The organism is Devosia sp. A369 (assembly GCF_054489345.1).
Window position 1 is genome coordinate 26,833 of sequence record NZ_JBTMWV010000024.1, and the last position, 14,400, is coordinate 41,232.

Below are 14,400 nucleotides of genomic sequence, written 5' to 3' on the forward strand. Positions count from 1 at the left end.
CCAAAAGGGCCGCGCTCATGCCCGTGCGGGCATCAGCAAACGGCATGTCAGCGCTTCTTGCCGGTCTCTCCCAGCGTGCGGGCGATGGCCTCGGCCTGAATGCAAAAGAGCCGTAGCTCCGTCTCGGGCATGGTCACGGCGGCCTGCTGCAGGCGCTCGAGCAAGTCAGTTCGCGCGGAACTGCTCTCCCCTTCGTTCGATAAACCCAGAAGCCAGTTCGGCGTCGTCGCGAGTGCCGCGGCAATTCTGACGAGTGTGGCAAGGTCAGGCTCCCGGCGACCATTGGCGTAATGGGCGTAACGCCGTTCGTCCAAGGCAGCTCGCCGGCCGGCCTCGGCATTGGAGATGCCAAGCTGCTCTGCACGTTCTCGAAGTCGTCTGGCGAAGATGTCCATAGGAACGATTTGTTCCCGATAGGCATCAATCCATCCACGAACGTTACGGAATACTTCAGGAACAAAATGTAGTCTTTTGCTAAACAGCAAAGGGGACTGCACAGTGCAGCAACAGACATTTGGCAAACGCAACGCCACCAAACTGACGTCCAGCTCCACCAGTCGCTCTGGGCCGGTGTCGGCGCAAATCGGACCATCGCCGAGACCGCCATACTTGATCGCGAGTCTAGCTCTCCTCGGCGCGCTCAGCGTTGGCATAGTCATGTGGATGGCGAGCTCCACAAGTACCTCCACGCCAAATACGAGCTCTCCGGAAGGTACCGTTTGGGTGACCGCGCAACGATTGGCGCGACACAGCTGCCCCGCTCTGACCTGTGGCGTTGTGGGCGAATTCTACTATCGAGAAGGCGTGCATCCCCTGGAGACCCAGGACGGCTGGGTGCGGGTGTCAAAGTATTATGACGCGTCCTGCAACAATGGTCGGAGTGACTATGTCGATACCGGCAATGCTCAGTGCACCCAGAGCAATGGCATTGTCGACGGCCAATTCGCAGAATGGGTTGCGGAAACCAGTCTTTCCGAGGATCGGCCCGCCGATCCGGCCGAAGGCGCCACGGGCCTGGCCAAATCGATTGGCGGCTCTGATGATTTCAACATTTATCGGCCCCAACTCCTACAAGCTGCGCAGCGCTTGATTGATGGGAACTTGTGCACTGAAACCCAGTTGGCAGAGTCCAACGGGTTTATGGCGTCGGTGAACCTGAGGCCACGAAAAGCATACTTCGTACGGTGTGGCGACGAGAGATACTACGTTGATCTGACCACCATGGAAATCTTCCAATGAGGCGATAGCCCGCGGCACAAAACGCGCCAAAAATGGCCTTCAATAGATCTAAGAGCCCCAAGAACTCGCTAATCTTGGGCAGATTAGGCAGGTATGGCTAATCTTCCACGAAAATGGCATCACACCATTGACGCCACTGCGTTGGCGACCATTGCTAGGTACCGCCCATTGCGGCCATTCGGGCCGCCATCTGCATGTCCCGAAAGCTTCCGGTCTGCTCTTGAAAGACCACTGCCGGAATGGGAGGTACAGGCCGGCAGCTTTCGGTCACGCGACCGCTAAAGCGGACATGCAGCGATTGTCACGTCAGGGGCCGCAAGCGCCAGATCCGCTGCAAGATGCAAAGCAAAGAAGGCGGACAGAGTACCCAATAGCGTGGTGGCCTGTGCCCCATCGACCTTCCCTCTGCATTTGTGCCACCTATGCACCACAATCGCCAATGGTGGCTAGAACAGCAGCCGGTGCATGTGGGTGTTCCCTGCAAACAAAAAAGCCCCGGTCAGCGCGCTGATCCGAGGCTTCTACCATGGATCGCACCACGGTAGGGCGGTCCGCGCCAGGGAGGATGGCGCGGACCGGATGCTTGCGTTGCGGCACTAGCGCTTCTTGGCCGGCTGGATCAGGTTGGCCATCAGGCGGAAGGCGCCCGGGGTCAACTTGTCCAGTTGGTGATGCAGGACTAGGCTCGTATGGGTGTGGCGACCCTCGCCGATCTCTGCCGAGAGCAGCGAGCCGGTGAGCGGCTCTTCGCCCGGGTCGTTCATGGCGAGCAAGGGCATGTAGGCTTCGTCCCACTCCGATGCAAAGTAGAGCCCGCGCTCCTTGTCCCAGTTGTCCCAGTCTTCCTGACCGATAATGTTGGGGTAGTTGAGTAGCGGGTGATCGGCCTCGAGCACGGTGACGGCTGCGGTGGCGTCGGTCACGCGATAGCGGATCGATGGGGTGCCGATCTTGAGGAACGCTAGGGGCGTGGTCTCTGGCGTCCAGCCGTCCGACGGACGATGATAGAGTGTTACCAAGTGACCGCCATTTCGGACCCATTCATGCACGCCATCGAGCGCTGCCACCAGATCCTTGCGGCGACCGAAGGAGAAGATGCCCACGACCAGCGTATCCAGGTCGCGATAGGCACCGGCTTCCATGTCGGACGGGCTGAGTTCCTTGAGGTCGACACCCAGGCGCTGGAGCCAGATCGCAACATTGTCGTTGCCGCCCCCGATATAGCCAATCTTGCCTTCCGGAATCAGCGCTCCAACGGACTGCACCGGTACCGCCACCTCCGTCGGCACGACGGAGCGGCCGATATGGGGATAGGAGAACACGTTGATGGCATAGGCCTGCTTGTCGAGCAGTTTGGGCGCGATGGTGATGCGCTCGGTGCCGAGCTCGGCCGGCGGGGCCAGCTCATAGGTGCCGGCTTCACTACCGGTTTCGCCCGTTGCCGTCATCGTCCAGCCGTCAGGCAGGTTGAAGTCGAGGTCTGCAGTAGTCGCGCCAGAAACCACGGCGGTCATGGCGACCGGCGAGATTTCGTTTTCGGTGTTGAACACCACGGCGTCGGGCTGAAGCTCGAGCGAGGCTGGGGGCAGTATGCGCAGAGCATCTTCAAGGTCGATGTCCAGCACGGCCTTGTGGCCAGCAATATTGGCAGTCAGACGCACGAAGGCGTCACCATTACCACCCAATGGATCGAACTGTTCGGCCAGAGGGTTGGTGAGGTCGGCATCGGCCGCAATGCTCACCTTGACCCCGTCATCAGCCGCTTCGCTGCTGATACCGTCCCGGGCGATAACGGCGATGCTCTCCACCGCAATGGCCTCAGGCGCGTCGACGATGGTCTTGACCATAATATCCTGGCCGGGTCGCAGGTCGCCACCATCGGTGTAGGCGCGGATATTCATGCCAGCGGAAGTTGCAAGGGCAAGGTCCACTTCCTTGATCTTGCGATCGAGGCGGTGTGCGACATTATCCTCCAGTTCGACCGGCAGGGTGGCGCGAGCTTCGGCCATTGCCTTGCCGATTTCCGCCAGCTTGCTTACGACGACAACCGGGTCAGCATAATCGGCAATGGCTTCTTCGATCAGTCCCTGAGCATTGCGCAGCGCGTCGGCAGCCGAAGTCGGCATGCCGTCGAGTTCGGCTATGTGCCCAACGGTGGCGATAAGGCCTTCGCGGATGTCTTCTTCCTGCTTGCCGGCTTCACCATTGGCGGCCCAGCTTAGGTTGAGTTCCCATTCTGTCTTGGGTTCAGGCTGCCAGCGGCCCATGCCCTGTGTCAGGTGGCAGGAGCGGGACCATTCGCCCATTTGCGGGAAGGTGGCGCCGGAGATCGGGTCTCGCTCGGGCGCGCGGACGATCAGGGTTTGGGGAGGAGGAGGCGTCTCGTCATCATAGACGCCGCCGCCGCCGCCATAAGCGGGCTGGTAAATCTTGGGAACAGTCCAGGGCTTGAGGCCAGCCGTGATCTGGTTGGAGAATTCGTCCGGATTGCCCGACAGTTCGGCAACCACGAAGGTTGCGACGTTGGCCGCGCGGTGGTGGCCATGCTGGCCACCCACGTCGAGGAAGCAGTTCATGATTACGTCGGGGCGGTAGTAGCGGAACGCCCAGGTCATGCGCTCGATGACTCGGTCGCGGCCCCAGCGGTCGATGGTCTGATTCGGGTCCTTGGAGAAGCCGAAGTCATGGACGCTGTCATCGTGGCCCTGACCGCCGAAGGCCAGCGACGCATCAAGCGAGCGCGAAGCTTCGGTCATTTCGCGGGTACGCAGCACGCCGAGAACCGAGCCGCGCTCCGGGCCGATAGCGTTCTGTCCGCCTTCGCCACGGGTGATGCAGTAGAGCACCGGGCGAATGCCATAGACATGGCGCAAAGCCGCCAGCATGCCGCTAGGCTCGTCGTCCGGATGGGCGCCGGTGGTCATGAGAGTGACGGTGGAGGTCAGGCGTTCAAGCTGTCGATACAGCTTAACAATGGCCGGCTCCCCCTTCTGGGCCGCAATCAGTTCCAGATGTGATGCGGGCGCGGCCCAGGCGGGAATCTGCGTAGCCGCGAGCAGCGGCGGCACTGAGGCGATGAAGGTTCGCCGAGTCAAACGGGTCATGAGTTGGAATTCCTCTCCGCGACCGCATCGCCTGCCCCCTCCGGGCAGACTCTCTCCGACAGCCGCAGGGCACACTATGGGACGTCGATTAACACAACTCAAGTGAGTTACTATTAACTCGCGGATGTCTGCACCCTGCCCTGCACTTGCGTCGTCTTAATCAGCGACCCCGAAAAACCCTGGATTTCGAGACCCCGGCCGATAGGCTACAGAAGGTGTTGTAGTGACCGGTTGAACTCACCGGTCGTTTGCTGCCAGGCGGCAACGCGCCCCATGTCAGACGTTGAGCAGACCCTAGCCGCATCCCAAAAGCGGGCACCCGCACGAGGCAGCACGCTTGCGCCTACGCGGACACATGCGCAGGGGCGGCCGAAAGAGGCTTAGCTTATGACATACGTCGGTTTTTGTACCCACAGTAGGTTTGTTATTCTCGTTCTATTCCTCAGACAGCGAGGACTGCCCACGGACCGGAGAGTCCGCCAATACGATACGGCAGAGCAACTAGCCTGCCTGGCCGCCGAACTTGGAGACGGAAACCTGTGGCTGGCTCGTCGGCTCCTCCACGAGCAGTGGTTCGCGCATTGCGGTAGCAAGCGTCGTCACGACACGCGGTCTCCGGCGGATTTGCCATTTTTCCGTGACCACGTTGAACAGGCCGGCGGTGACGACAACCATCATGCCAATGATGGCTACCCCGTCGGGATACTCACCGAACAGTAGCGCACCGAACAGCATCGCCCAGACGAGCTGAGTATATTGCACTGGTGCGATGAGGCTGGCCGGCGATAGCTTGCTGGCCTGGATCAGCAACAGCCAGGCCGTACCGGCACACAGCCCGTTGGCCAGCATCAGCGCCATTTGTTCCAGGCTAGGAACCACGAAGGTCGGGATCATTAGTAAGCCATTGACAACGGCCGAATACAGCACGGGCAGTCCGACGAGGCTGATGCGTCTTTCCGATGCCGCGACATGGCGCAGGATAGTGTTGGTGATTGCCCCCAGAATGGCGCCCAGCAACATCAGGCAATGGCCAGCCGCAAGCTCATTGAAACCGGGACGGACGACCAGTACGACGCCCAGGAAACTGATCAGCAGCAGAGCCCAGCGATGCAGCGCCACTTTCTCGTGCAACAGCAACACAGACAGCAGCGTCACGAACAAAGGCGTCATGAAGCCAATGGCATAGACGTCGGCGAAGGCGATATGGGTGAAGGCGTACATGACGCAGGCGGTACCAGCAATCGTCGTGCCACAGCGCAGATGCACCAGCCAGGGGTGCCTCAGTTTGTAAATGCCGCGCCAGCGTTCCTGACGATTGAACAAGGCGAGGGGTATGATCGAGAATGTCGTGGTGAAAAAGGCGATCTCGAAAACCGAAAGCCCCGACCCCGTCGTTTTGATCAGCGCATCGGCAACCGAAAAGACGACGAAGGCAATGAACGCAAGTATGACGCCGAGCGGCATCTCGAGCTCCAATAACAGAGGTTTGGGGTGGGCTGGTCAAGCATTCGACCGAGAAAGCCGATGGCATCGATAGTAAGTTTTAAACAAGGGGCGCCTGCCCGACGCCGCTTTGTCCAGGGCGGTCAATAGGTAGCGCGGCCGCCTGACAGGTCGAACACCGCGCCGGTCGTGAAGCTGTTTTCCTCGCTCACCAGCCAGGCAATCATGTTGGCGGCCTCGGCAACATCGAGCAGGCGCCCGCGGGGAATTTTGGACAGCATATACTCGATAAACTCCGGCTTGAGCTCCTTGAGGATCAAGGTGTCGGCTGTTGCGGGCGTTACGCAATTGACGGCGACATTGTAGGACGCCACCTCCTTGCCAAGCGACTTGGTCATGCCGATCAGGCCGGCCTTGGCGGCGGAATAAGCGGAGGCGTTGGGGTTGCCTTCCTTGCCGGCGATGGAGGCAATATTGACGATCCGACCGTAGTTGCGTCGCTTCATGCCAGGCACGACCGCGCGGTTGACATAGAAGGTGCCGTTGAGATTCACCTCAATGACCCTGCGCCATTCATTCACGTCATACTCGTCGAGAGGGGCGTTCTTGCCGGCCACGCCCGCCGAATGAACCAATACGTCAAGGCTGCCGAAATGCGCCTCGGTCCGCTGCGCTGCGGCGGCCACGGCGTCTACATCGGTAATATCGACACAAACGCCAAGCACCTCCGGCCCGAGTTCCTCACCGGCCCGGTCAAGCATGGCCTGGTTGAAATCCCAGATGCTGATCCGGGCACCGGACTCATGGAGTTTCTTGGCAACGGCAAAGCCAATTCCCTGAGCTCCACCTGTAATAACCGCCGCACGTCCTTCGAAATTATAATTGTTCAAGGCGATCCCCGCATAATAAAGTCTATTTTTATTGCGAGCAGAGGCGATCTGCTCGTCGTGTTGTTTAGCTTTTGATGCCGGATGTCGCGATGCCCTCCACCAAGCGGCGCTGGAAGATCACGAAAAAGACTATTACCGGAATGATCGCGAGTACCGACATGGCCAGCAATGGACCGTAGGAAGAGTCGCTGGAAGCATCCATGAACACGCGCAGACCCAGCTGGACGGTGAGATTCTTGGGCGAGTTGAGGTAGATCAACTGACCGAAGAAGTCGTCATAGGTCCAGATGAAGGTGAACAGGGCGGTCGTGACCAGCGCCGGCGATAGCAGCGGCAGGATAATTCGGAAGAAGACGCCGACATGGCCGCAGCCATCGATGCGGGCAGCCTCATCCAGTTCACGTGGGATGCCGCGGATGAACTGCACCATGAGGAAGATGAAGAAGCCATCCACCGCAAGAAACTTCGGCACGATCAGCGGCCAGAAGGTGTCGACCCATCCCAACTGCCGGAAGATCATGTATTGGGGCACCAGCACCACCTGGTGAGGCAGCATGATGGTCATCAGCATCAGCGCGAACAGTGTCCGCCTGAACGGGAATTCCAGTCTGGCGAACACGTATGCGGCCATCGAACAGGCCAGCACGTTGCCGAGCACCGCGCCCAGCGAGACGATCAGCGAGTTGATGAAGTAGTCACTGAAGGCCCGGCCGGTCCCAGTCCATCCTCGTACATAGTTGTCGAGGATAAGCTGCGAGGGCATTCCTGCAGGATTGGAGAGGATCTCGCTCTGCGGTCGGAAACTGGCGAGCAGCATCCATGCAATGGGGTAAAGCATGACGACGAGCCCGCCCCAAAGTGCGATCTGGCGCGCAATGGTCGGCCAGGACGATCGTTTCCGGCCGGAAACAGTAATTGATGCAGTCATTTCTCGTCCCCGTAGAAAACCCAGAAACGCGAGGTGGCAAACAGCATGCCGGTGACGACACCAAGGATGCCGACCAGAAGCCAGGCCATGGCCGAGGCGTACCCCATGCGGAAGCCGACGAAGCCCTCGAGGTAGAGATAGAGCGAATAGAGCAGTGTGGAGTCGATGGGGCCGCCTGTGCCGCCTGAAACCACATATGACGGTGTGAAATTCTGGAAAGCGCCGATGATCTGCAGGATGAGATTGAAGAAGATGACCGGCGTGATCATGGGAACGGTGATGCTCCAGAAGCATCGCCATTTGCTCGCGCCATCGATCGTGGCGGCTTCATACAGAGACGTTGGCACCTGCTTGAGCGCAGCAAGGAAAATCACCATGGGCGAACCGAACTGCCACACGGCCAGGGCGATTAGCGTCCAGATCGACGTATTAGGAGAGGTGAGCCAACTCACGCCCTGAATCCCAAATACCCCCAGTACCTGGTTGACCGCCCCATCGGCCCCGAAGATCAGCCGCCACATGATGGCGATAGCAACGCTGCCCCCCAGCATCGAAGGCAGATAATAGGCCGCTCGCAGCCAACCCACCCCGCGCGTATTCTTGGCCAGAAGCATGGCCACGGCCAGTGCGAAAGCCAGCTTCAACGGCACGGACACGAAAGTGTAGAAGGCGGTAACCGCAACGCTTTTCGAATAGCGGGGGTCGGCGGTGAGCAACCGCACATAATTGTCGAAGCCGACCCATTTGCCCGGATCGAGCAGACGATAGCTGGTGAGCGACAGATACGCGCTCGCAATCATCGGCCCCAGGGTGAGGGTTGCCACGCCCAATAGCCAGGGCGACAGCAGGAGAAATGCAGCCCCCGTCTGGCGGTTGGCACTGCCGATTTTAATCTTCATTGTCATACAAGTGGACTTTTCTGACTGTGGCTCTGCCAAACGTTTCCAAGCGGGGGCTGCATCACTTAGCGATTGAGTACGCCGGGCAACTGATCGAAGAATGCCGTGGCGCCGTCGGCGGGGCTCAACTGGCCGAACGCGACCTGCTGTCCGATGCGGGTAAACAGGCTGCTGGCATCGCTGGAGCCGGCCGGCGCAGGGCGAATGGCGCCGGTTTCTCCGGCCGCTACCGCGCTGTCGAACTGAACGACCGTTTTGAGCGGATCGGCATCATCAAGCGTAGCGGCGACTGCATCACGTGCTGCCGCAGTGCCCGGCGAGCCGCGGGTCATGCCGAGCACGGCAGCGGCTTCGGGGTCATTGAGCATCAGGTTGAGCGTCGCCACGGCCTGATCGGCATGCTGGGTGGAAGCAGGGATGGAAAACAGCGTACCGGCAGTGATCGAGTTGCTCGCGTGACCGTCGTTCGGCAGCGGCAGGGGCACGACAAGCTCGGTCATCAGGCCTTGATAGCTGCCGGTACCGGAGGATACGAAACTCTCAAGCGCGCCCTTGCCGGTGACCACGATGCTCGTGGTATTGTCGCCCCAGACACGCGATGCCTGCACGTCGGCGCTAACCACAGCGCCCGTTTCACGCAGCGCGGCCCAATATTCGAACCAGGCCTGTAGATCCTCGACGGCGTCGTTGCGCGTACCATCGGCGTTCCACATAGTCTTGCCGGCCCGCGTCTGGAACCAGCTCTCGTAGACGAAGTCGATGGACGACTCGTCGGCCGAGCCCTTCATCGCGCCGCCGCTTGCGTCCGAAATGGCTTGGGCGACCTTTCCGTACTCTTCCCAGGTCCACGAGGTGGGTAGCGAGACCTTGTAAGTGTCAAAGGCGGTCTTGTTGGCAAGGACGGTGTAAGCCTGGACAGAGAAGGGGATGCCGACGATCTTGCCATCGACCATGCCCTGCGTATCGAGCATGGCCTTGTCGATGCCGGAAACGTCGAGCGCACCAGATTCGATGTAGGGGGTGAGATCGAGGAACAACTGATGGAATTGCTGGATATCGGGCGCGGCGGTCTGAACGAGGTCGGGCGCATTGCCGCCAGCCAGTTGGGTTGCCAGTCGCTCCAGATACTGCGCGCGGCCCTGGGATTCGCCGATATAGGTGACGTCGGCCAGCTTGCCCTCCGAGATCAGGGTCAGGGCCGCGTTGGTCTGCACCTGGCGGGCGTCTCCGCCCCACCATGCCACCCGGAGTTCAGCTGCCTGGATACCTGCCGAGGTCATCAGCGTCGAAGCCAGTAGAAGCGCCGTTGCCTTTCGCATCGACTTAAAGAACATGTTTTCTCCTCCTAAGTAATTGTTTTTGAAGCCTTCAGTACATGAACGCGTATTCATGTCTTGATCTCGTCGCCCTATCCGGTATTACCCAGCTGGGCCTCCAGTAGCCGTATTGCGTCCCGCAGTTCGGTGTGGATCTTGGTAGCCAGGTCCGGATTGTAGCGGGGCGTGGGGATCGAAATCGACAGGGCCGCCTCGACGTTCCCACCAGCACCTCGGATGGGCATGGCGATGCAGCGACAGCCAATGACGTATTCCTCAATGTCCTGCGCGTATCCACGCGCGCGGATCATCTCGATTTCGGACTTGAGCACGACGGGATCCGTGATTGTGCTGGCCGTGAACCGTTCGAAAGTTGCCGTCTCCAGCCGCCGTTCCAGTTCGTCGGGTGGGAGGAAGGCCAGCAGGACCTTCCCCACGCCCGTTGCATGCGCCGGCAGTCCCGAACCGACCCGCGACACAAGCTTCATAGGCTGCGGCGATTCCGAGATAGCGAGGTAGATGTTCTGCAGTCCGTCCAGTTGCGCCAGTTGTACAGTCTCACGCGTCGAGCCTGTCAGGGCATCCATGATGGGCTGAGCGAGTTCGACCAGCCCCAACTCGGGCTTATAGGCCTGTGCGACTTCCCACAGCCTTGGTCCGAGCCGGTAGAGCTTGGAGCTTTCCGCATAATCAACGAACCGGCGCGCCACAGCAGTCTGCACCAGCTGGTGCGCCGATGAGTTGGGCAGGCCGAGATCCTTGGCTATTGAAATGAACGAACTAGGGCCGCTTTGCGCAATATATTCAAACAACGCCATCAGTCGATCGGCAGATTTTACGGGAATTGCCCCCGTCCCTGCTACCTCGTCCAACCCTGTCTCATTTGCACGTTTTGTCATGTTGCTTCCAGATTACTTTCTGCCTGTGATCTGAGCACATTCAGCCAGCATGTCGTCGACGCCAAGGTCATCCCACAGAGTGTCCAGCAATTCCTGGTAGCCAGCATAGATTGAGGCGTGCGGCGTTCTCAGTCGGCGCGATTTCAGCACGCCCCGCTGCACCAGGATGTGCTTCTGCTGGAACAGAAATTCTTCCGTGGTAACGGTCGCGCAGATCAGCGGCAGCAGACGCGCGTGTAGCCGCCGGGCCGCGACACGTTCATTATTCGCCACCAACAACCGCAATGCCTCGAAGAATTCGGGAAAAGCGGGGCCAGGCATAGTGCCGGCCGCTCCCGCAATGGCCTCGGACACGTAGTGTCGACCGCCATTCCCCCCCAGGATCACCGCATTTCCATCAAGCTTTTCGGCCACTGCCGCAATCTTCTCGACAGAGTTTTCAGGCTCGATCTTGAGACAGACTGCCTGGCTGGAACGGCGCACCAACTCAACCAGTTGGTCGGCCGGCACATCAATGCCCGTCATCGGCGGTGCATCCTGATAGACCACCGGCACGGGCGAGCTGTTCACGGCCGCAACCAGCGTGTCGGTGATTTCCGCAGGCGTGCCGCGCATGAAACGCGGACGCATCATGACAGCGCTGGCGCCTGCGTCCCGCAGGGTCTCGAGTTCTTTTCGAACGTTGGGCGAGGAGGCTTCGAAATTGCCGACGACCTTCAGCCCCTCTTCATTGGAGATCGTTATGATTTGGACGATCTCCCGCGGCGTCAGCCGATGCGCCTCGCTGCCGAAACCCACACCAACCCAGACGATTCCCTTTGACCTCAGGAAACGAAGCTCGCTGCGAAGCTCATCCGCATCGACGTCATTACCGGCGTCGAACGGGGTCACCAAAATCGGAACGATACCCGTCGGAACATCTGTCCGCATGCCTGCCTCAAAACCGCTCAATCCGAACCCCTAAACTTCTCATGCATGAACTTCGTTTCATATCCATGACATTTCACTTGTGCAGCGGTCAAGAGGGCTTTAAGAAAAGTTTCAGGGCAGCGTCTGGAGAGGCGCAGAAAAGGCCGGAAAATGCAAAGAATGGGGTTTTGGAATGGGTGCTGTCAGCATCGAGCAAGTTCGTAAATCTTACGGAAATGTCGAAATTCTTCATGGTGTCTCGGTGGATATCGAGCCGGGCGAGTTCGTCGTGCTCGTGGGGCCGTCAGGCTGTGGGAAGTCTACTCTGCTGCGCATGATTGCCGGTCTTGAGGACATCTCTTCGGGCGAGATTGCCATTGCCGGCCGACGCGTCAATGAAGTGGAGCCCCGTGACCGCGACATCGCCATGGTGTTTCAGAACTATGCGCTCTATCCGCACATGACCGTGGAGCAGAACATGGCCTTCTCCCTCAAGTTGCAGCGGGTGCCCAGGGAGGAGCGTGACAGGCGCGTCGCCAATGCCGCCGAGATATTGGGGCTGCCCCCCCTGCTCAAGCGTCAGCCACGCCAGCTTTCAGGCGGCCAGCGACAGCGCGTTGCCATGGGGCGGGCGATCGTTCGCAATCCAGCAGTCTTCCTGTTCGACGAGCCGCTCTCGAACCTGGACGCCAAGCTCCGCGTGCAGATGCGCAGCGAGATCAAACTCAACCATCAGCGGCTCAAGACGACTACGGTCTACGTGACCCACGATCAGGTCGAGGCCATGACCATGGCCGACCGCATTGTGGTTATGCATAGCGGCATCATCGAGCAGGTGGGCACGCCGCTCGAACTCTATGATCGGCCGGCCAATAGGTTCGTAGCTGGCTTTATTGGATCGCCCGCCATGAATTTTCTCGAAGGGCGGCTGGTTGGTGGCGCATTCGTGACGACTGACGGTACACAGATCCGCCTGGACACCATACCCGCCAATTCCGACGGACGTCGGGTCATTCTGGGCGTGCGGCCCGAACACGTCGCGATAAGTGCTGAAGGGCTTTCCCTCCTAGTCTCTACAGTCGAACCAACCGGTGCGGAAACGCAGATTCTCGGACAGGTTGCGGGTCAGGTTTTTTCTGGCATTTTTAGAGATCGTATTATCGTCTCGCCTGGACATGCGATCAAAATCGCCATTGAAAGTGCCAAGGTACATCTGTTTGATCCGGAAACTGGTGTCCGACTTTGATCTGCCGGCCGGCTGGCCTTCCGCCCGACCCTGGACGCGGCGCTGGCTGGCCGTGGCCTCGCTTGCGTGCCCTGGGATGCGGTCCGATCCCTTTATGGTATAGGCAGCGGCGAACGCGTCGAAGTGCTGGCCGAATATGCTGGTCCTTGCCGGCTACCACCTCTATTAGGCCTGCCCCGCGAAATCGAGGAGATCAGTCGCGTGAAAGCCACTGTTTCCGGCCGATGAGTGTGCCCGGCGTCGGCTGTTGACCAAGACGGCGGCACCCATCAAGGCCACGACCACGGGCCGATCAAACAGTCCAGATACATATCAGCGAATTCCGCTATCCACGCGCCAACTCACTTGCGATCAGCAGCCGGTCCATAAATTCGGGCCAGCTTCAGAACCCTCGGCGTCGCCAAGCTGAACGTCCGCTATCGTTCTTCGAACGCCAGAAGCCGCCATTCCGCTACCGGCCCCATTTCAGTCGCCGGTGAGTGACGGAGGGATGCCCACTTTGGGCCCAGCGGGAAGCTGCTGGCCGCAGATTACATACCGCTTTCGCGGCTGACCGAAATGTCGGCAACGCCCCAAACGGCGTCCGAAGCATCGGCATGGTCCCGGGGTCAATCAGGGAGGGACGACTCCCTGCTTGTCGCTAAGTCATACGAAAACCGTCTGTACGATCCTAGAACCAACTATTTCGCGCAAAAGGCATTTGGAGAATACGTCCAGACACAGGCTTTTTTCGCGCCCATGGCCCGCGCTCTCCAGAAGACTTTCGTCTCCGGTTGGAACGGATTGGGTCGGCTTTTCAGGGGCTTAGGACTCAGCGTGATTAGAGACCAAGTTTCCCGTATGTTTCAATGAATTAGTGGCGGTCCGAACGGGATTCGAACTCTCGAAAATCTTCTCCCGCTAACTCATTGAAACGTCGGCTGAATTTCGGCTAGATTATTGGCGGAGAATGAAAATGAGCGTGCTTCGGTTTGGTGGACTCACCGCTAGCCACTGAGCCAAGAAACCGCCCGAATGATTTCCGGACTAACTTATTCGAGGAAATGGCCGTTGGAGAATGGGGATAATTGAGGGCTGTTTGGGCTTGCCTCAAGGCAGTCTCCCGAAGCGTTTCGCCATTTCCCGCCGTGAATTGCTACGTGAATTCAGCGACTTAAGACTCAATGCTATTGGAGATCAATTTTCGCAACGAAAACAAGGGGTTAATGGCGGAGAGAAAGGGACTCTGCCAAGAAACCCCGGAAATGCCCGGAATCCGGGGGCTTCGGACTGCCCCGCAACGGGGTGTTTGTACCAGCGGCTTGTGCCAGCGTCCAGGCCCCTACGACACCGTACTGAGGTGGAAATGCCTTCAGGATGAGTGGCCGAAATGGGGTGGTTTCTTGCCTGTCCGCTTATGTCCCGAGGCTGTGTGAAAACCCTTGATTATGGTATGATCTGGCACTGCTTCGGAGGTGCCAGATGGGACGTTTTGTCGAGGCTGCCGACCGTCACCAGGCGAGTTTTCTACCGGCCTGCCTTGAGGAT

Annotated in this window: 11 protein-coding genes; 2 read left to right on the top strand and 9 right to left on the bottom strand. The window is 59.3% G+C overall.

Annotation, left to right across the window (positions count from 1 at the left end; translation table 11 throughout):
- Positions 1 to 47 precede the first annotated feature (47 nt).
- On the bottom strand, positions 48 to 677 hold the full coding sequence (locus tag ACX3OZ_RS18600) for a helix-turn-helix domain-containing protein (protein ID WP_459105163.1): 630 nt from the start codon (positions 675 to 677) through the stop codon (positions 48 to 50).
- A gap of 100 nt (positions 678 to 777) precedes the next feature.
- Here ACX3OZ_RS18600 and ACX3OZ_RS18605 point away from each other — a divergent pair, with 100 nt between their 5' ends.
- Positions 778 to 1,239, top strand: coding sequence for a hypothetical protein (locus ACX3OZ_RS18605; protein WP_459105164.1), 462 nt, complete (start codon positions 778 to 780; stop codon positions 1,237 to 1,239).
- A 596-nt stretch (positions 1,240 to 1,835) separates the two neighbouring features.
- Here ACX3OZ_RS18605 and ACX3OZ_RS18610 read toward each other — a convergent pair.
- The 8 genes from ACX3OZ_RS18610 to ACX3OZ_RS18645 all read right to left on the bottom strand — a co-directional run bounded on the left by ACX3OZ_RS18610 (position 1,836) and on the right by ACX3OZ_RS18645 (position 11,669).
- Complete coding sequence (locus ACX3OZ_RS18610) at positions 1,836 to 4,343, bottom strand: PIG-L family deacetylase (RefSeq protein WP_459105165.1); 2,508 nt, start codon at positions 4,341 to 4,343, stop codon at positions 1,836 to 1,838.
- Positions 4,344 to 4,844: 501 nt separating this feature from the next.
- Complete coding sequence (locus ACX3OZ_RS18615) at positions 4,845 to 5,807, bottom strand: DMT family transporter (protein ID WP_459105166.1); 963 nt, start codon at positions 5,805 to 5,807, stop codon at positions 4,845 to 4,847.
- Positions 5,808 to 5,929: 122 nt separating this feature from the next.
- Entirely contained in the window at positions 5,930 to 6,676 is a 747-nt protein-coding gene (locus tag ACX3OZ_RS18620; RefSeq protein WP_459105167.1) for an SDR family oxidoreductase, read from the bottom strand.
- Positions 6,677 to 6,740: 64 nt separating this feature from the next.
- Positions 6,741 to 7,604 carry a carbohydrate ABC transporter permease gene (locus tag ACX3OZ_RS18625; protein WP_459105168.1) on the bottom strand — a complete coding sequence of 288 codons (864 nt, stop codon included), beginning with the start codon at positions 7,602 to 7,604 and terminating at the stop codon, positions 6,741 to 6,743.
- Positions 7,601 to 8,509, bottom strand: a complete 909-nt coding sequence (locus tag ACX3OZ_RS18630; RefSeq protein ID WP_459105169.1) for a carbohydrate ABC transporter permease — start codon at positions 8,507 to 8,509, stop codon at positions 7,601 to 7,603. Before ACX3OZ_RS18630 ends, ACX3OZ_RS18625 begins: the two co-directional genes overlap by 4 nt.
- Before the next feature lie 59 nt (positions 8,510 to 8,568).
- Complete coding sequence (locus tag ACX3OZ_RS18635; protein ID WP_459105170.1) at positions 8,569 to 9,837, bottom strand: ABC transporter substrate-binding protein; 1,269 nt, start codon at positions 9,835 to 9,837, stop codon at positions 8,569 to 8,571.
- A 74-nt stretch (positions 9,838 to 9,911) separates the two neighbouring features.
- A complete protein-coding gene (locus ACX3OZ_RS18640) occupies positions 9,912 to 10,718 on the bottom strand; it encodes an IclR family transcriptional regulator (RefSeq protein WP_459105171.1) in 807 nt (268 codons plus the stop codon).
- Between the two features lie 12 nt (positions 10,719 to 10,730).
- Positions 10,731 to 11,669, bottom strand: a complete 939-nt coding sequence (locus ACX3OZ_RS18645) for a dihydrodipicolinate synthase family protein (RefSeq protein ID WP_459105172.1) — start codon at positions 11,667 to 11,669, stop codon at positions 10,731 to 10,733.
- 151 nt (positions 11,670 to 11,820) lie between these two features.
- Here ACX3OZ_RS18645 and ACX3OZ_RS18650 point away from each other — a divergent pair, with 151 nt between their 5' ends.
- Positions 11,821 to 12,873: an ABC transporter ATP-binding protein gene (locus tag ACX3OZ_RS18650; RefSeq protein WP_459105173.1), complete on the top strand. Its 1,053-nt coding sequence runs from the start codon at positions 11,821 to 11,823 to the stop codon at positions 12,871 to 12,873.
- The last annotated feature ends 1,527 nt before the right edge of the window (positions 12,874 to 14,400 follow it).